The organism is Halomonas caseinilytica, assembly GCF_001662285.1.
GTDB classification, from domain to species: domain Bacteria; phylum Pseudomonadota; class Gammaproteobacteria; order Pseudomonadales; family Halomonadaceae; genus Halomonas; species Halomonas caseinilytica.
In genome coordinates this window covers 55,218-73,007 of the sequence record NZ_BDEO01000005.1, presented here as the reverse complement: position 1 = coordinate 73,007, position 17,790 = coordinate 55,218, and the positions used below count along the sequence as shown (strand labels likewise).

General features: G+C 64.3%; 17 protein-coding genes. 10 read left to right on the top strand and 7 right to left on the bottom strand.

Annotated features, from left to right (window positions below):
• Window positions 1-118: 118 nt before the first annotated feature.
• The 4 genes from HSDC_RS05975 to HSDC_RS05960 all read right to left on the bottom strand — a co-directional run bounded on the left by HSDC_RS05975 (window position 119) and on the right by HSDC_RS05960 (window position 4,373).
• Window positions 119-1,438: an MATE family efflux transporter gene (locus tag HSDC_RS05975; RefSeq protein ID WP_064699033.1), complete on the bottom strand. Its 1,320-nt coding sequence runs from the start codon at window positions 1,436-1,438 to the stop codon at window positions 119-121.
• A 119-nt stretch (window positions 1,439-1,557) separates the two neighbouring features.
• On the bottom strand, window positions 1,558-1,806 hold the full coding sequence (locus HSDC_RS05970; protein WP_064699032.1) for a YfhL family 4Fe-4S dicluster ferredoxin: 249 nt from the start codon (window positions 1,804-1,806) through the stop codon (window positions 1,558-1,560).
• 195 nt (window positions 1,807-2,001) lie between these two features.
• Window positions 2,002-2,481, bottom strand: coding sequence for a pantetheine-phosphate adenylyltransferase (gene coaD, locus HSDC_RS05965; protein ID WP_064699031.1), 480 nt, complete (start codon window positions 2,479-2,481; stop codon window positions 2,002-2,004).
• Entirely contained in the window at window positions 2,478-4,373 is a 1,896-nt protein-coding gene (locus HSDC_RS05960; protein ID WP_064699087.1) for a beta-ketoacyl synthase, read from the bottom strand. Before HSDC_RS05960 ends, coaD begins: the two co-directional genes overlap by 4 nt.
• Window positions 4,374-4,559: 186 nt before the next feature.
• On the opposite strand from HSDC_RS05960, the gene trmB reads away from it, so the two are divergent.
• Window positions 4,560-5,249 carry a tRNA (guanine(46)-N(7))-methyltransferase TrmB gene (trmB, locus tag HSDC_RS05955; protein ID WP_064699030.1) on the top strand — a complete coding sequence of 230 codons (690 nt, stop codon included), beginning with the start codon at window positions 4,560-4,562 and terminating at the stop codon, window positions 5,247-5,249.
• A gap of 3 nt (window positions 5,250-5,252) precedes the next feature.
• Here trmB and HSDC_RS05950 read toward each other — a convergent pair whose 3' ends face one another.
• Window positions 5,253-6,146 (bottom strand): LysR family transcriptional regulator, encoded by an 894-nt coding sequence (locus HSDC_RS05950; RefSeq protein WP_064699029.1) that lies wholly within the window; start codon window positions 6,144-6,146, stop codon window positions 5,253-5,255.
• 121 nt (window positions 6,147-6,267) lie between these two features.
• Between HSDC_RS05950 and HSDC_RS05945 the strand changes: the two genes are divergently transcribed.
• The 3 genes from HSDC_RS05945 to dacB all read left to right on the top strand — a co-directional run bounded on the left by HSDC_RS05945 (window position 6,268) and on the right by dacB (window position 8,550).
• Complete coding sequence (locus tag HSDC_RS05945; protein ID WP_064699028.1) at window positions 6,268-6,687, top strand: PACE efflux transporter; 420 nt, start codon at window positions 6,268-6,270, stop codon at window positions 6,685-6,687.
• On the top strand, window positions 6,684-7,013 hold the full coding sequence (locus HSDC_RS05940) for a DMT family transporter (RefSeq protein WP_064699027.1): 330 nt from the start codon (window positions 6,684-6,686) through the stop codon (window positions 7,011-7,013). The genes HSDC_RS05945 and HSDC_RS05940 overlap by 4 nt, the downstream gene beginning before the upstream one ends.
• Window positions 7,014-7,098: 85 nt before the next feature.
• Window positions 7,099-8,550, top strand: a complete 1,452-nt coding sequence (dacB, locus tag HSDC_RS05935; RefSeq protein ID WP_244534493.1) for a D-alanyl-D-alanine carboxypeptidase/D-alanyl-D-alanine endopeptidase — start codon at window positions 7,099-7,101, stop codon at window positions 8,548-8,550.
• Here the strand turns inward: dacB and HSDC_RS05930 are convergent.
• Window positions 8,544-9,425: a LysR family transcriptional regulator gene (locus tag HSDC_RS05930; protein WP_064699025.1), complete on the bottom strand. Its 882-nt coding sequence runs from the start codon at window positions 9,423-9,425 to the stop codon at window positions 8,544-8,546. The genes dacB and HSDC_RS05930 overlap by 7 nt on opposite strands.
• 132 nt (window positions 9,426-9,557) lie before the next feature.
• Between HSDC_RS05930 and HSDC_RS05925 the strand changes: the two genes are divergently transcribed.
• From HSDC_RS05925 to aroQ, 6 genes are all read left to right on the top strand, one after another.
• Entirely contained in the window at window positions 9,558-9,773 is a 216-nt protein-coding gene (locus HSDC_RS05925; RefSeq protein ID WP_064699086.1) for a hypothetical protein, read from the top strand.
• Window positions 9,766-11,214, top strand: coding sequence for a sodium:solute symporter family protein (locus tag HSDC_RS05920; protein WP_064699024.1), 1,449 nt, complete (start codon window positions 9,766-9,768; stop codon window positions 11,212-11,214). Before HSDC_RS05925 ends, HSDC_RS05920 begins: the two co-directional genes overlap by 8 nt.
• 34 nt (window positions 11,215-11,248) lie before the next feature.
• Window positions 11,249-12,553 (top strand): amidohydrolase, encoded by a 1,305-nt coding sequence (locus HSDC_RS05915; RefSeq protein WP_064699023.1) that lies wholly within the window; start codon window positions 11,249-11,251, stop codon window positions 12,551-12,553.
• Window positions 12,554-12,619: 66 nt separating this feature from the next.
• Complete coding sequence (locus tag HSDC_RS05910; RefSeq protein ID WP_064699022.1) at window positions 12,620-12,991, top strand: diacylglycerol kinase; 372 nt, start codon at window positions 12,620-12,622, stop codon at window positions 12,989-12,991.
• 85 nt (window positions 12,992-13,076) lie between these two features.
• Window positions 13,077-16,061, top strand: coding sequence for a bifunctional [glutamate--ammonia ligase]-adenylyl-L-tyrosine phosphorylase/[glutamate--ammonia-ligase] adenylyltransferase (glnE, locus tag HSDC_RS05905; protein WP_064699021.1), 2,985 nt, complete (start codon window positions 13,077-13,079; stop codon window positions 16,059-16,061).
• A gap of 30 nt (window positions 16,062-16,091) precedes the next feature.
• Window positions 16,092-16,526, top strand: a complete 435-nt coding sequence (aroQ, locus tag HSDC_RS05900; protein ID WP_170862793.1) for a type II 3-dehydroquinate dehydratase — start codon at window positions 16,092-16,094, stop codon at window positions 16,524-16,526.
• Window positions 16,527-16,645: 119 nt separating this feature from the next.
• Here aroQ and HSDC_RS05895 read toward each other — a convergent pair whose 3' ends face one another.
• Window positions 16,646-17,704, bottom strand: a complete 1,059-nt coding sequence (locus HSDC_RS05895; RefSeq protein WP_064699019.1) for an SDR family oxidoreductase — start codon at window positions 17,702-17,704, stop codon at window positions 16,646-16,648.
• Window positions 17,705-17,790: the final 86 nt, after the last annotated feature.

Here is a 17,790-nt window from a genome sequence, read left to right as displayed (position 1 = left end):
TGGCAGAAGATACTGAGAAATCTCGTTAGATCAGGAAGTTGGGCAGCATCAAGTTGCCCGACTTCCCGGGAGCTGTCAAAGCCACCAAAGTCCAATGACTGAAGAGGGCGGTGTGTCCTCAGGCATCTCGCCAGTGCCACCGACGATAGTGCCGATAATAGGCGATCAGCACGGCCGAACGCGTTGCGGTGAAGACAGTGAAGGCCAGCCACAGGCCGTGATTGCCAAGCGGTTGAGTGAGCCACCAGACGGGGAGGTAGACCGCCAGGCCGATGAAGATGCTGTTGCGCATCTCACGGATTGCCGTGGCGCCGATGAACACGCCGTCCAGCAAGTAACTCCATACCGCAATCAGCGGCATGACCACCACCCAGGGCAGGTACTCGCCGGCATTGGCACGGACATCCGGCAGGCCGGTGAGCAGCGCGATCAGCCAGTGACCGCCCAGCGCGAAGGCCAGGGCGGCGATGCCTGCGGTCAGCAATGAGAAGCGGGTCGCGCCGCGCACTGCTTGGGCGAATTCCTGCCAGCGACCACGACCCACGGCGTGGCCGGTCAGGGCTTCGGCGGCGTGGGCGAAGCCATCCAGGCCGTAGGAAGTGAGCATGATGAACTGCAGCAGCACCGCGTTGGCGGCCAGGATGGTGTCGCCTTGAGCCGCGCCCTGGGCGGTGAAGAAGGCCGTGGCGAACAGCAGCCCCAGGGTGCGCACGAAGAGGTTGGCATTGACCTGGAAAAGCTCGGCGTAAGCGCCGAGACGCAAGAGACGTTCGCGCCGGAAGCGTCCCTCGAGCCGCCGCAGTTGACGGCTGACCAGCCAGAGGCCCACCGCCAGAGCGCTGAAGTCGGCAATGACCGTGGCCCAGGCCACGCCATCGCTGGTCATGCCGAACCCGACCACGAAGAGCAGGTCGAGCAGGATGTTCACGGCGTTGGTCAGCACCAGGATGATCAGCGTCACCCGGGAATTCTGCTGGCCGAGGAACCAGCCGAGGATCGCATAGTTGGCCAGTACCGCCGGTGCCGACCATAGACGAATCCGTGCGTACTCGCCGGCCAATGCCGTGGCCTCGGCGCTGCCGTCCAGCAGCCAGAGGCCGAGGTCGACCAGAGGGCCGCCCGCCAGGATCAGCACGAGGCCGATGCCCAGTGCCAGCAGCATCGATTGGCCCAGCAGGTTGCGTACACCCTCGTCGTCGCCGCGTCCCGCAGCCTGGGAGGTCAGGCCGGTGGTGCCCATGCGGAGAAAGCCGAAGCCCCAGTAGAGAAAGCCGAACAGGGTCGCGCCGAGCGTGACCGCAGCCAGATAGCGGGAATCCGGCAGGTGGCCCACCACGGCGGTGTCCACCAGGCCGAGCAGCGGTACGGTGATGTTGGAGAGGATGATCGGCCAGGCCAGGGACCAGACACGCCGTTGGTCGGGATCGGAAGATGACACGGTGGCTCCGGAAGTTCAGCGAGCCCGATAGGATGGGGGAGACGGCTCGTCTGAGCAAGAAAACGGCCCTCGCCTCGACGAGAGCCGTGTCTTTCAAGGGAGGCAGGCGCGCGCCGATCTCAGGCCGCAGTGATGAGCCGGTATTTCTCCATCAGTTCTTCCCGGGATTCCTTGCGCTCCGGGTCGAGGGGAATGCAGTCGACCGGGCAGACCTGCTGGCACTGCGGCTCGTCGTAGTGACCGACACACTCGGTGCACCGGTTGGGGTCGATGATATAGATCTCTTCCCCCGGCGAGATGGCGTCATTGGGGCATTCGGGTTCGCAGACGTCGCAGTTGATGCATTCGTCGGTGATCATCAGGGCCATGGGGCGCCTCATAAAAATCTGCTGTGCGTCGGCCATAGGGCGTTGGCATCTCGCCAGAAAGCGCTTTTGTACGTCTGCTTTTCGTACACCTAAAGTGCGCTTTCCGCTCGATATCGCCTTGTCTGGCGCAAGCTCGCTAGATTTTAACAGGGTTTGAGCAAATCAGTACCGGGCACACAAGACCGAGTGCCACGGTCAGGTATTGTAGCGATTCTTGAGCGCTTCGGCGACATCGGGATGGACATGCTGCGACACATCGCCGCCGAGGCGCGCGATTTCGCGCACCAGCGTGGAGGAAATGTAGGAGTTTTCCACCTCCGGCGTCAGGAAGACGGTCTCCAGTTCCGGCATCTGGGCGCGATTCATGTTGGCCAGCTGCAACTCGTACTCGAAGTCAGAGACCGCACGCAGGCCTCGCAGGAGAATGCGGGCCTGGCGCTGACGCATGAACTCGGTGAGCAGGCCGGAGAAACCGACCACTTCCACGTTGTCGTGGTGCTCCACCACCTTGCGCGCCAGGGCGATGCGGGCGTCGATGTCCAGAGCGGGCGACTTGCCGGGACTGGAGGCGATGGCCACCACGATGTGATCGAACAGACGCGAGGCCCGCTCGATCAGGTCGTAGTGTCCGTTGGTGATGGGATCGAAGGTGCCGGGATACACGGCGGTGTTCATGAGTCCTCCTCTCCGTCGTCGAGCCGGCCGAAGGGGTTGTCCACGGCCAGCGAGACCGGCTTGGCATAGCCCGGAATCTGGATGGCGTCATCGCCGACGTCGAGTTCAGGGCCTTCGAGCACGCCTTCGCCGAAGCGATAGCGGGGCGCGAAATGGCCTCGGTCGGCGTCGTGGTAGTAGGCCGCGGCGGTCTCTCGTGTGGCTTCGCGCCGGGCTCGCCAATCTGCCATGGCCGCAGCGCCGTGACGGGCAGTGAGCAGGCGCTCGGTGACGCCGGGAGAGAGCACCACACCGGTGGCGTTGTTGCCGCCGAATCCCTTGGCATTGATGAAGGCGGCATCCGCCTCGAAGGCATAGGGGTCGCGAAAGAAACGCAGCCGGTCGGTGTGGACGTCGTCGGCCACGGCATCCAGGGTTGGAATGCCCGGCAAGAGGCCATGGGCGAAGCTGCCCAGGGCGCTGGCCAGCTGGTCGCCGGCGGCACCGCCCTGTGAATGGCCGACGAAGGCCTTGATGGCCGTTACCGGCCAGTCTTCGATGCCGTGGGCCCGGGCGACCAGGTCGAAGACGTGAGACTCGGTGACACGGTTCTTGGGCGTGCTGGTGCCATGGGCATGCAGGAAGGTGCGATGTCGCAGGGCATGCTTGCCGAGCATGTCGCGCACCAGCGAGGCGGCCTTGCCGAGCGTGATGTAGTTGCCGATGCCCGGTGCCGAGATCGAGCGCTTCCAGCCGTCGGCGTTGACGAAGACCTCGGGCACGCTGCCGAGGAGTTCGGCACCGACCTCCAGGGCCAGGGAGTCATCCATCAGCATCAGGAACTGGCTGGATTCGCCCATGGTGAAGCCGCAGTTGCGGGCGAAGGGGCGGCAGGCCCGCTGGTAGTCGGCGTCGGTCAGCAGTTCCAGGGCATCCAGGGCACGCAGGCTGTCGTCATCGGCCAGGGCACCCATGGCGCGAAAGCCCTCGACGATCTCCGGGGTGATCGGTGCGTCGGAGGTGCCGACCATCACGACGCGGCGCCGCCCGGCGCGGATGTCGTCCACGCCGAGCCGCAGGTTGTAGAGGAAGCTGGCGCAGGCGCCCAGTGCGGCGCCCGTGCCCCCTACGCTGCCCAGCACATAGGCATTGAGGAAGTCGGCGGGCATCTGCCCATAGCCCAGCGGCATCTGCTTGGAGGTGGCCCGCTTGCCGGAGACGAAGCTCTTCAGCAGACCGCCCCAGCCCTCGTCATCAAGCTGGCCGATGGAGTTGCCGGCATACACCGCGACCTGGTCGGGGTCCAGGCGGTCGCGCAGTTCATCCCAGGTCAGGCCGCTGTCCCCCAGGCAGTCGCTGGCGGCGAAGATGGCCATGGAAAGCCCGCGGGGGTGGTGCACGCTGCGGTAGAAATGACTGGGTTCGAAGCCCGAGGGAAGCTGGCCGGCGGCCCGTACCTGGGCAGGGCGTGTCTCGGGCAGCATGACGTCCATCTCGCCGGCTGGCACCGTGACTTCCAGATGCCGGCGGTCGAGCTCGCGAACCTGCCAGGTCGGTGGCAGGTCGTCGGGCAACTGGCGACGGCGCACGCGAAAGGTCAAGGGGGCATCCAGCGCGAGGGTCGCTCGGCGGTTGGCGGGCAAGCCCTCGGCGTTGAAGCGGGGATCTTCGATGCGTCGGATCAGGGTGTGGTCCAGTACGCGCTGGCGGGTGCGCTCGACGAGGGTGGCGGCATCGAGGGGATGCCCCTGGGCGTCGTGCCAGGTGCCGTCGTCCTGAGCGTCAGCCAGGCGCATCATCGCCGCCAGGCCGAGCAGGGTCTGGGCCTGGTCATCATCGGGCAGGGCGTCGAGCACGGTGCGGCGAAACGCCTGGTGGCCCGAGGTGCGGCCGGCGGGATTCACGCCGCCCATGCCCACGATCACCGGTAAATGTGACAAGCCGGGTTCCTCGTTGGATTGAAATAGCAGGGCAGAATCGTCTCTCGATAGGCCATGGATCATAGCACCCGGCCCGCCACGGCGTCATGCCGGGCCGCTGCGCCGGGGCGATGGCGGCTGCTAGAATGCTCGACCGTCGACATCGCCATCGGTTCCCCCATGACTGGACATTCCCGCGCCATCACCTCCAATCAGCCCGGTCCCCACCGGGATCTGACGCGTCGCGTCGAGCGAGCGCTGCAACACCCCCTGCGCAAGCCTGTGGCCGACCATACTCGCGAGGCGTTCGAGCGAGCCGAGCACTGGCGTGACGCCCGGGCGAGGATGCCACTGATCCTGGATGCCGGTTGCGGGGTCGGGCTGTCGACCCGACGCCTGGCCAGTGAACACCCGGGCTGCGCGGTGATCGGCGTCGATCGCAGCGCCGATCGCTTGTCGCGGGATCACGGGCCGCTGCCCGACAACGCCCTGCTGGTGCGTGCCGACCTGGTCGATTTCTGGCGGCTGGCGCTGGCCGAGGGGTGGCAGCCGGCGCGGCATTATCTGCTGTATCCCAATCCCTATCCCAAGTCGGTGCATCTCAAGATGCGCTGGCATGGCCACCCGATCTTTCCGGTCATCCCGGCGCTGGGCGGTCGCCTCGAGCTGCGTTCCAACTGGCGACTCTACGTCGAGGAGTTTGCCCTGGCATTGCGGCAGGCCACTGGCGTCGAGGCAGGCGTCGAGGCGTTCGAGCCTGATGGCGAGCCGCTGACCCCCTTCGAGGGCAAGTATCGGCAAAGTGGGCAGTCGCTCTGGCGGCTGGTGACCGAGTTGCCGCATCGCCCCGAGCTGCTGCCTGTCGAGTAAGCGTTATCTGAGTCGGTGATCGCGAAACCGTTCACCCAGGGTGCGCTGTAGCCACTGGGCGATGGGGCCGCGTCCGCTGTCGCGGCGGGAGACCGTCTCGACCTCGATGACCGGCGGGATGCCGAGGGCATCGCTGGCCAGGTGGATGAGATCGTCGCGAAAGGGCGGGTATTGGGCGATGTGCTGTGGTACCAGGGCCCAACCGAGCCCCCGGGTCGCCAGTTCGGCCATGGAGTAGAAGCTGTTGAGTCGCCAGAACTGGGCGCTCAGTGGTTGCCAGGCATCGCCCTCGCTGCGTGAAGCGATCAATAGCTGGCGATGCCCGGCCAGATCGCCCGCTGAGGGCGCGGGAAGCTCGGCGAGGGGATGGTGACGCGCCACGACCAGGGCTTGCTGGAGATGGGCGATGCGAATGCCCTCCAGCAGCGGCCCCTGGCCCTGCTGGCGCAGGAGGATGCCAAGGTCGGCGGTCTGGTCTTCCACCCAGCCGGCGATATCGCCCTGGGCGCCATAGAGCAGCGTCAGTTGCAGGGCCGGGTAGTGGCCGGCCAATGCTTCCAGGCTCTCGTCCACCGGCGGCATTTCCACCAGCGCCTCGTCGATGGCCAGCACCAGCCGTGCTTCCTCGCCCTGGCCGATGGCTTGGGCCCGGGATTCGAGTCGCTGACACTGGCGGATGACCGCCCGCGCCTCGTGGAGCAGTGCGGCGCCTGCCTCGGTGAGGCGGGGCATCCGGCCCGTGCGGTCGAATAGCTGGCAGTCCAGGTCGGTCTCCAGGTGCGCGATGGCGGTGCTGATCGCGGACTGGGCTCGGCCCAGATGGCGGGCCGCCGCCGAGAAAGAGCCCCGCTCGGCGCAGGCGATGAGGATTTCGAGCTGGTCAAGACTCCAACGCATGATATACGCGACCTATCTGAAAAATTGATGGATTCCAACTCGCACCCATCGCCATCATGGCGAGAATAGGAGGCCACGTCGAGGCCATGTTGGCCTGAGGGACCCGAGTGAGGAGGTCACGATGCGTTCCTGGAAGGAAAGGATCACGCACACTCTGCTTTTCGAAATGGGCGGACTGGTGCTGGTAACACCGCTGGCGAGCTGGCTGACCGGTCACGGCCTGAGCGAGATCGGAGTGCTGGCGGTGGGGCTGGCCAGTGCTGCCATGCTCTGGAACCTGGTCTGGAACCGGCTCTTCGATGTCTGGGTGCCGACGCGACGCCGTTCCCTCGTCCAGCGGATGGCCCAGGCCTTCGGCTTCGAGCTGGGGCTTTTGATCATGACGCTGCCGGCGGTGGCCTGGTGGCTCGGCATCGGGATCGTCGAGGCATTCTGGCTGGATCTCGGGTTCATGCTGTTTTTCCTGCTCTATGCCATGGTATTCAACACGCTTTTCGATCATGTCATGCGCCGGCGGCTGGCGCAGGGGGAGTGCGGATGAGTTATGTATTTCTCGCCCTGGCGATCATCGCCGAGGTCGTCGCCACATCGGCGCTCAAGGCATCGGACGAGTTTTCGCGTTTCTGGCCGAGCGTTCTGGTGGTGGTGGGCTATGTCACGGCCTTCTATCTGTTGACGCTGGTGTTCCGCACTCTGCCGGTAGGCATTACCTATGCGGTCTGGGCGGGGCTTGGCATCGTGCTGGTAACGCTGGTCGGCATGGTGGTCTACGGCGAACGCCCCGATCTGCCGGCGGTGGTGGGCATGGCCCTGATCATCGGCGGCGTGGCGGTGATTCAGGTGTTTTCCTCGTCGACGCCACACTGAGCCGAGATACGGTCGAAACGCCCTCCATGCCCGGGTAAACTGCGGAGTCGCGCCGTTGCCCGAATAACGCTGCATGGATGCCGTCATGTTTCATCGCACGCTGAGCTGTTGTCTGCTGGTCTTGTCATTGCTGCCATCGTCCGTCATGGCGGCGGGATTTCCACGACTCTCGTCGCTGACCGATGATGGCTTTCGCATCAGTGCCGAGGCACGCCTGCTGGGCACGGGGGATCGCTCGGATGAGATTCTGGCGAGCCTGTCGCCGTCGCTTTCCCTGTCACCGGCCTCGGTCTCCAAGGTGTACACGGCGGCAGCGGCCCTTGACCGTTTCGGCCCCCAGCATCGCTTCACCACGCGTCTGGTCAGCACGGCCGAGCCCGGTCCCGATGGCGTGCTCGGCGGCGACCTGGTGTTCGATGGCGGCGGTGATCCGGCACTGACCAGCGAAGACCTGTGGCGCCTGGTTCAACGGCTGTACCAAGCCGGCGTGCGCGAGGTGACCGGCCGGCTGGTGGTCAGCCAGTGGCGTTTCGGGCCGGTGGACTGCATCACGACCGATCGTTGCGAGGCGCGTAGCCGAGTGGACAACGCCTACAGTGCGCTGCTGTCCTCCGCGGGTGTCAACTTCGGTAGCTGGTGCGTGAACGTCGCGCCGGGCTCGGCGCCCGGTGTGCCAGCCACGGTTACCGGCTGCGACAGCAAGGTTCTGCTGCCGGGCATCGACAACCGGGTCGACACCAAGGCCGCCAATAGTGGGACCCAGCTATCGGCCCTGCGGTTGACCGAAGGCGGCGCTGATGTGGTGCGCGTCAGCGGGCAGATTTCCACCAATTCCCATCCCCGGGATCTCTACCGTGCCAGTGCCGCTCCGGCCGAGCAGACTGCGCAACTGCTGATGGCGATGCTCGAGCGTGCCGGTATCCAGGTCCAGGGCGGGCATACCACCAGCACAACGAAACCCTTGGCCTCGGCACGCGAGCTGGCCGCGGTGGATGGCGAACCGCTTCAGGAGGTTCTGCTGCGGACGCTCAATTACTCCAACAACTTCATGGCCGATGTGCTGGCGCTGGATATGGCAGCTGGCCCGCGTCCGTCCCTGGAACAAGGCGGTGCCGCCATCGAAGCCTTCGCGGCCGGCATTCCCGACCATGGCCCGCTGACGCTGCGCAGCGGCAGCGGCCTGACACCGGAGAACCGCACCACCGCCAGCGGTGTGAACAGCCTGCTGGCGTACATGTTCGCTCAGCCCTCCCTGTTTCCCAGCTTCGTGGCCGGACTGCAGTCACCCAGCAACGGCGTGATGCGCTTCATCCGCAAGGGGCCTTCGAGCTTTCAGGACCGTGTGATGGTCAAGACCGGCACCCTCAATGAACCGGTGCAGGTACGCGCGATGACCGGCTATTTCCGCACCCGGTCGAATCGTTGGGGCGCCTTCACCGTGCTGGTCAACGGCACCGAGTCGACGCCGTATCTCAACTGGACAATGGTGCTGGAACGCCTGTCCGAGGATTTGGCCGCACTGATCGAGGCTCATTGAGTCGCCAGCGATACCAGATTGTGGAGGGCCGGCGAGTCATTGTCCGGCCGCCAGGCGAGCCACAGCAGCATATCGCACGTATCGAGCTCGGGTAGCTGTAGAAAGTGCACGCCGGGCATTGGGTGGTGGCTGCTGGCAGCGGGCACGATGGCGATGCCGAGCCCGGCGGCGACCATGCCGAGGATGGCGATATTGTCCGCACCGTACTGCACGACCCGGGGCTGGAAGTCGAGTCGGCGAAAGTGCGCCTGTATGCGGTCATGATACTGTGGCGAGGCGTGTCGGAAACCCCAGATGACGTCTGCGTCCGCCAGCTCGTGCAGGCTTGCTGGTGGTGATGTCGCCCAACGGGAATTCTCCGGGACGGCCAGCAGCAGGTGGTCGCGTTGCAACAGCCGTGTTTCCAAGCCGGGCAATTCACCTCCGTCGAGATAAAGGATGCCGGCATCCAGCCCGCCATCCTGCAGCCGATCGAGTTGAGGACCCGACAGCAGTGGAAAGACCTCGAAGGCCACTCGAGGGTAGTGATCCCGATAACTTGACAGCAGGCGAGCCACTTCGGGAACCCACAGGTGGGTCACCGTCACGCCGAGACTGACTCGACCCGTCACCCCTTGGCCCAGAGTCGAAAGGCGTGTGCGTAGCCGTGTGCGTTGATCGAGGAGTTCCCGAGCTTCTTCGTGGAGCGCCCGGCCGGCTACTGTGAGTCGCATGCCGCGGGCATGTCGGTTGAACAGCCGAGTCTCGAGATCTTCTTCCAGTAAGCGAATCTGGCGCGTCAGGGCGGGCTGGGCGACATGAACTCGTCGGCTTGCCGCGGACAACGAGCCTTCCTCCACCACGGCGAGAAAATACTGGAGTTGTCGGAATTCCATGCACGACCCTTGCTGGCAATATCGAAATGATATGGATGGAATCCATTATGGATATTTTTTATATCGCCTAGCCTGCGCCATAGTCCAGTGACAATCCATAACAAGATTCGCTTCGGCGAGCTGGACAATCCCATGAACAAGACGCTGTATTCCCTTCTGGTCGGCGGGCACTTCACTTTATGCACCCTGGCCATGATCTGGCCCGGTGCGTTGATCGCCAATCGCGTCGAGCCGACCATGCTCGGCCTGCCTTTCCTGTTCGCCTGGTACATCCTGTGGATGCTGGTGCTGTTCCTCGGCATGTGGGCGGCTTTCGTCGTGCGGCCTGCGGGAGGTCGCGATGAATGATGCGATGATCGTCACGGCCATCACCCTGGCTTATCTCGGTATCGTACTCTGGGTCGGGTTACGGGCCCGAGGACGGGGCGGTTCCGGCCTGGAGGGCTATGTGGCAGGTGGCCGCCACGTCGGGGTGGTGATCCTGTTCTTCATCCTCGGCGCCGAGGTCTTCTCGGCCTTTGCCTTTCTCGGTACGCCGGGTTGGGCCTACCAGCATGGTGCCCCGGCCTTCTACATACTGGCTTATCTGTCGCTGGTACCCATCACCATCTGGGTGCTGGGGCCCAGGGTGGCGGCATTGGGCCGTGAACGAGGCTATCTGACCCAAGGCGATATGCTCGCCGACCATTATCGCAGTCGGCCGCTGGGCGTGCTGGCTGGGATCATCGGCGTCATGGCGCTGGTGCCCTATCTGACCATCCAAATCGCCGGGGCCGGACTGCTGTTTCAGGCCGCCACCGATGGCTTGGTCCCTTTCTGGTTGGGTGCTCTGCTGGCCTTTCTGGTGGTGGCGGCCTATGTGTTCTGTAGTGGCCTAAGTGGTATCGGCTGGACCAACCTGGTGCAGGGCATCATGATGATTGCCATTGCCTGGTTTCTGGGACTGGCGATCCCCGAGCATCTGTTCGGCGGTGTTGGTGAGATGTTCGCGCGTCTCCAGATCGAGGCGCCCGAGCATCTCGTCCTGCCTGGGGCGACCAACATGGGCTGGGGCTATTTCAGCACGGCCATTCTGGTTAGTGCCTTCGGCGGCGCCATGTGGCCGCACATGTTCATGAAGTTCTATTCGGCCGACAGCGGCCGGACCCTGCGTCGGGTCAGCGTTTTCTATCCGCTTTATGCCTATCTGCTGGTGCCCTTGTTGTTTATCGGCTTTGCGGGGGCGCTGGTGTTTGCCGAGATGCCCCTGAAGCGCCCGGATACCGTACTGTTGAAACTGGTGATGGAAGTCGCGGCGTTTCCGCCGTGGGTGGTTGGGTTGATGCTTTCCGGAGCGCTGGCGGCAGCCATGTCCACCGGCGCCAACCTGGCTCATACCGCAGCCGTGGTATTGGTGCGTGATGTCCTCGGTACCACGTTGATGCGTGATGTCGGCGAGCGGGCCACAGTGGCCGCGACTCGCTGGAGCGTGCTGGCGCTGTCGTTGATCGCCTATGGTCTCGCTCTGTTCAACCCTGCCTCTCTGGTGATGATCCTGCTCACCGCCTACGGACTGATCGTGCAACTTCTGCCGATGGTGCTGGGAGCGCTTTTCTTCCCATTGCTGAATCGTCGCAGCGCCATGGCCGGTGCCATCGCCGGCAGCCTCTCTTTCCTGCTGCTCGAGTTTGGTTTCGGCTCACCGCTGGGGTGGCATGCCGGTGTCTGGGGCATGCTCGCCAATCTGGCAGTGCTTGGCCTGTGCCAGGCGCTGCTGCGTGAACGTGGGGCCGCTCGCGTCCTCGATTGAGGCCATCCCCTTTGCTGACCCGATGGAGAGAACCATGAATCACCAACATCCACATCTAGACATCAGGGCGGCCGTCGAGAGTCAGGTCGAGTCGACTTTCGAACGGGTTCAAGACCTCTACCAGGCGATTCACTGTCAGCCGGAGCTACCCTTCCAAGAGCACCGTACCAGCGCACGGCTTGCCGAGGCATTGGAAACTCTGGGCTTCGAGGTAACGCGCGGCGTCGGTGGCACCGGGGTGGTGGCCCTGATGCGCAATGGCGAGGGGCCGACGGTGATGTTGCGGGGCGACATGGATGCCTTGCCCATCGAGGAGCAGACCGGGGTCGAGTTTGCCAGTCGGGAAACCGCCGAGAACGCTGAGGGCAAGAGGGTGCCGGTGATGCATGCTTGTGGTCATGATCTGCACAGCAGTTGCTTGGTCGGTGCCGCGTCCGTGCTAGCGGATCTCAAGGCGCAGTGGCAGGGAACCCTGATGCTGGTTGCCCAGCCCGCCGAGGAAATCTTCGGTGGTGCGCGGGCGATGCTCGATGACGGCCTCTATGAGCGTTTCGCGCGTCCGGATATCGTGCTTGGGCAGCATAATATGCCGGCCATGGCCGGCACGCTCGGCCATCTCGCGGGTAACGCCATGGCGGCCGCCACTACCTTGAGGGTGACCATCCATGGCGATGGTGGGCACGGTTCCATGCCGGCCCATACCGTGGATCCCGTGGTGATCGCTGCGTATGTGGTGACGCGTCTGCAGACCATCGTGGCCCGGGAAGTGCCTCCGGAGGAAACCGTCGTGGTCACGGTCGGCAAGCTGCATGCCGGGACCCAGGGCAACATCATTCCCCATACGGCGGAACTCGAGATCAACGTGCGCAGTTTCGACAACGCACTGCACCGCCGCGTGCTCGAGGCCATCGAACGCATCGTGCGGGCCGAGTGCGAGGCGGGCCGCTCGCCTCGAGATCCGGAGTTTCACACACTCACCGAGACCATATCACTGCACAATGATGAGGAAGCCGTCGAGCGGGTGCGTCGTGCCCATGCCGAATATTTTGGTGAGTCGCAGCTTTTCGCCATGCCGCGACTCAACGGCAGCGAGGATTTTCCCTACTTCGGCAATGCCATGGCGGGAGGTTTCGGCGGTGATGATATTCCCTGTGTCTATTGGTTCATCGGCGCGACGCCCGAGGCACGCTGGCGGGAGACGCCAGGCGAGGGGATCTCCGAAAAGATGCGTCATCTGGAAATGCCGCATTCACCGTATTACTTCCCCGGGCAGGAGGCGACCATACGGACGGGAATAGCGGCGTTGACCACCGGAGCCCTGGCCTACCTGGCTCCCTAGAGGAACTGTGCATCGGTTCTGCTACCATCGCTGCTCATACCCTGGCTGATCGATGGATACTGGCAGATGAAACCTGGACACACCGGCCTGCGCCATCTGGTGCATTCCACTCGCTATTCCTTCAAGGGGCTCAAGGCGGCCTATCGCTACGAGTCGGCCTTTCGCCAGGAGCTCGGCCTCTGCCTGGTGCTGATTCCCCTGGCATGGTGGATCGGTGAGGCGCCGGTGGAGTGGCTCTTGCTGGTCGGCAGTTGCCTGCTGGTGTTGATCGTCGAGTTGCTCAACACCGCTGTCGAGAGCGTGGTGGATCGCATTGGCCCCGAGCGTCACAAGCTCTCCGGGCGTGCCAAGGACATCGGCTCGGCGGCGGTGATGCTGGCATTGGTCTTTGCCGGACTGACCTGGGGGTTGTTGCTGTGGGACAAGTTTCTGGGTTGAGTCGGTGCTTTCTTAAACGCGCCTAGTGTCCGAGGCGTGTGCTTGGTTATGCTGAGGGCATTCGCCAGCCGACGATGAGACGCCCATGGCCCTGCCTGCTGATTTCCTGCCCCTGGATGCCATTCCCGAACCGCTGACCTCGGCGTTGCGGCATACTTGGGAGCGTCTCACCGCTTCGCTCGAGCAGGCCGACAATCTGGCGTCGATGCAGGGCCAGGAGGCGCCGAGTGAATGCTGGACGGCGCTGTCTCCCGAGCGGTGCGAACAACTGGCCCGGGTGCTGGCCGTTTCCGGTTTTGCCGTGGAGACGCTGGTGCGCCATCCCGAATGGCTCGCCCATCTGGATGCGGAGGGCGAACTGGATGCCGCGCCCTCCGAGGCAACCCTGCGCGAGTCGCTCGAGGAACGTCTCGAAGACGCCGAGGACGAAGCCGCCATGCATGCCGCCATCCGCCGCTTTCGGCAGGCTCGCATGCTGGGCATCGTCTGGCGCGACCTGACGCGCCCGCAAGGCATCGATATGTGGCACACCAGCGGCGCCGTGTCGCGCCTGGCCGAGGTGTGCCTGGAGGCGGCGCTGAGCTGGCTCGAGAAGTACGTCGAGCCGCGTTGGGGACGACCCGCCGCGCGAGCCGACGGCAGCGAGCAACGCCTGGTGGTGCTGGGCATGGGCAAGCTCGGGGCCGGCGAACTCAACCTGTCTTCCGATATCGACCTGATCTTCGCCTTCCCCGAGAAGGGCGAGACCCAGGGCGGGCGCAAGTCGCTGGAACATCAGGAATATTTCACCAAGCTTGGCCAGAAGCTGATCGCTGCGCTGGACGCGGTGACCGCCGACGGTTTCGCCTTCCGGGTCGACATGCGGCTGCGCCCTCTGGGGGATGGCGGCCCGCTGGTCGGCAGCTTCGCCTCCCTGGCCGGCTATTATCAGGATCAGGGCCGGGAGTGGGAGCGCTACGCCATGCTCAAGGCGCGACCGGTGGCCGGCGACGTGGATGCCGGTGATGAGTTGCTGGCGAGCCTGCGGCCCTTCGTCTATCGCAAGTATCTCGATTTCGGTGCCATCGAGTCGCTGCGCGAGTTGAAGTCGATGATCAACCGCGAGGTGAAACGCCGTGGCATGGAAGGCAACATCAAGCTCGGGCCCGGCGGCATTCGCGAGGTCGAGTTCGTGGTCCAGGCCTTCCAGTTGATCCGCGGTGGGCGTGATACCGAGCTGCAAGTGACCTCGTTGCGCAGCGCGCTCGAACGTCTGCCGGCGCTGGGGCTGCTGCCGCAGGAGGTGGTCGACGAGCTCGAGCCGGACTATCGCTTCCTGCGCGATCTGGAGCATGTCCTGCAGGCGCTCGAGGATCGCCAGACCCAGATGCTGCCCGAAGGTGAGCTCGAGCGTGAGCGTGTCGCCCTGGGGCTGGACATGGAGGACTGGCCGGCGGTGATGGGGCGCCTCGACGAAGTCCGCGCCCGGGTGCGTCGGCATTTCGATGCGGTGATCGCCGACCCCGAAGAGGAAGTGGAGCCGGACGAAGGCGCCTCGGAGACGAACAGCGGAGTCGACCTCGAGGAGTGGCGAGCCCTGTGGCGCGGGCATGAAAGTGAGGAGGAGGCCCTGGCACTGCTCGAGGCCGGTGGCTTCGACGCGGCGGCGGCCAGCCATCGTCGATTGATGGCATTGCGTCGTTCTCGCCAGGTCCAGAGCATGCAGCGCATCGGCTTCGAGCGCCTCGATGCCCTGATGCCGCTGCTGCTGGAGGCTGCCGCGGACAGCGACGCGCCCGACACTGCCTTGGAACGCGTGCTGCCCTTGATCGAGGCGGTACTGCGACGCACCGCCTATCTGGCGTTGCTGCGCGAGAATCCGGTGGCTCTGGAACATCTCATGCGGCTGTGCAGCGCCAGCCCCTGGATCGCCGACCAGTTGGCGCGCCATCCCATCCTGCTCGACGAGCTGCTCACGCCGGATACGCTGTACACGCCGGCGGACAAGGCGCGCCTGGCCGACGAGTTGCGCCAGGCGCTGGGGCGAATCCCCGAGGATGACGAAGAGGGCCAGCTTGAGGCGTTACGGGTGTTCAAGCATGCTCAGGTGCTGCACGTTGCCGCCTCGGACATCGCCGGCACCCGCCACTTGATGAAGGTCAGCGATTATCTGACCTATATCGCCGAAGTGGTGCTCGAGGCGGTACTGGCCATGGCCTGGAAGCATCTGACCCGCAAGCATGGCTTTCCCGAACGCCGTGACGGCGGCCGCTGTGGCCAGGTGCCGGAATTTCTGATCGTCGGCTACGGCAAGCTCGGGGGCATCGAGCTTGGCTATGGTTCGGATCTGGATCTGGTATTCCTGCACGATGGCGCCGGCCAGGGCAGCACCGACGGGGCCAGGCCCATCGACAATGCGGTGTTCTTCACTCGACTCGGCCAGCGCATCATCCACCTGCTCACCGCCATGACGCCGGCGGGCAGCCTCTACGAGGTCGACATGCGCCTGCGCCCCTCGGGCAATTCGGGATTGCTGGTCTCGAGCCTCGATGCCTTCGCCGACTACCAGCGCCGCGAAGCCTGGACCTGGGAACACCAGGCCCTGGTTCGGGCACGCGTGGTGGCGGGCCACGAAACCCTGAGCGAGCGTTTCGCCGAGGTACGTGGCGCTATCCTCGGCAGCGAACGCGACCTCGACGAGCTGCGCGGTGAGGTCGTGGCCATGCGCCATCGGATGCGCGAACACCTGAGCGGCAAGGCCGATGCCGGTCGTTTCGACCTCAAGCACGACCCGGGCGGCATGGTCGATATCGAGTTCCTGTGCCAGTACGCCGTGCTGGCCATGGGGCACGAGACGCCCGCATTGCTGACCTACAGTGACAACATGCGCATCCTCGAGACCCTCGAGGAGACCGGCCGGCTGCCGGCCGACGACTGTCGCCGCCTGCGTGACGCTTACCTGGCTTGCCGCACGGCATCCCACCGCTCGGCCCTGACAGGCGATCCGGCGTTTGGCGACGTCGAGGACTTCAAGGCGCATCGCGATACTGTCATCGCGGTGTGGGAACGGTTGCTTGAGCCGGCCTCATGAAACCGGCTTATCGATAAGGAAACCATCACGATGCACAAGGTCCTGGTCCTGCATGGCCCCAACCTCAACCTACTGGGTACGCGTCAACCGGAGATCTACGGTCGCGAGACCCTGGCCGATATCGACCGCGACCTGCGCGAGCAAGCGGCACGGGCCGGCTGGGAGCTGGCCTGCCGGCAGAGCAACCATGAGGGCGAGCTGATCGATGCCATCCATGCCGCTCGGCTAGATGGCACCGCGGCGATCATCATCAATCCGGCCGCTTATACCCACACTTCGGTGGCCATTCTGGATGCGCTCAATGCCTTCGACGGCAAGGTGATCGAGGTACATCTCTCGAACGTGCACAAGCGCGAGGCCTTTCGCCACCACTCCTACGTATCGCTGCGGGCCGATGGGGTCATCGCCGGACTCGGTAGTCAGGGCTACCATGCCGCCCTGGAGGCATTGATCACGGCTGGATGAGCGACACGCTGGACCAGCTTCGCGAGTGACTTGCGCGGATTTATAGTCCTTCACGGGACGGCTGCGCTGCAGGCAGACTAAAGCCCAAGGCTTCATTCATCGATCCTGCCTTCCCAATCTCAGGGGATGACCTTCTCGGCGCGAAGCCGATCGAATAGATCAAAAAAGGCACCGCGAGTCTCGCGGAAATGGCTGAAGCCGAAGTCGCGGGACTTGGTGGTGTCGTTGACACATTCCTGGTCGCGACCCAGGTCGGCGTCGGTGTGCCACCAGGAAGCCAGCTTGTCGACGTCCGGCTCGACGAGATCGTGCTTTGCGGCGATTTCGCGCCAGGTCGATTCCGCGTTGGCCATCTGATCCTCCAGCGGCTGCGGTGTCTCGGGGCAGTCAGCCACCTTGAGGCCGAAGTATTCACCGATCTCATGCCACATGCGGCGCCAGCGGAAGACATCGCCATTGACCGTATTGAAGGCTTGATTCGCTGCGCCCGGCGTGGTCGCCGCCCATTCCATCTGCCGTGCCAGCACGAGAGCATCGGTCATGTCGGTCAGCGCATTCCACTGAGTCTGCGATCCCGGGAACACAAACGGCTGGCCGGTTGCCTTGCAGATCGATGCGTAGACGGCAAGCGTCGTGCCCATGTTCATGGCGTTGCCGCGGGCATATCCGATCACGGTGTGCGGTCGGTGCACGTTCCAGGCAAAGCCGTGATGCTCGGCGGCCTCTAACAGTACGTCTTCCAAGGCGTAGTAGAAGTTATCGCCCGGCACGCGCGGCTCGGATTCACGGAATGGAGTCTCGATACGCCCACTGCCGTAGGCCTCGAACGACCCTAGATACTGTTTGGTGCCGGTCACCAGCGAGGCATGTTGCAGGTTATCGCTATCGAGCGCTTCGAACAGATGACGCATCATCGCACTGTTGGCTTCAACGTTGGCCTTCTCATTGTCGCGACGAACCCAGGTGCAGTAGAAAACATGTGTGATCGGCAGCCCGGCGAGCGCTTGCTCGGTGGCCGGCTTGTCCAGCAGATCGGCGGCAACGGGAATCACGCCGCTCTGTTCGGTGGCACGGCGCGATAGACCGTAAACGGTCCACCCGCTGGCAACCAGATAAGAAGCCAGATTGCCGCCGGTGATACCGGTGGCGCCCACAACGAGTGCTGTGCCTTTGCGCATGATCAGTGTCCCTCTTGGAAGTTCAAGAAGATCCGGCTTCACGCCAGATCGATGGATACAGCTTGATAGAGGGCTGCTGTTGCTAC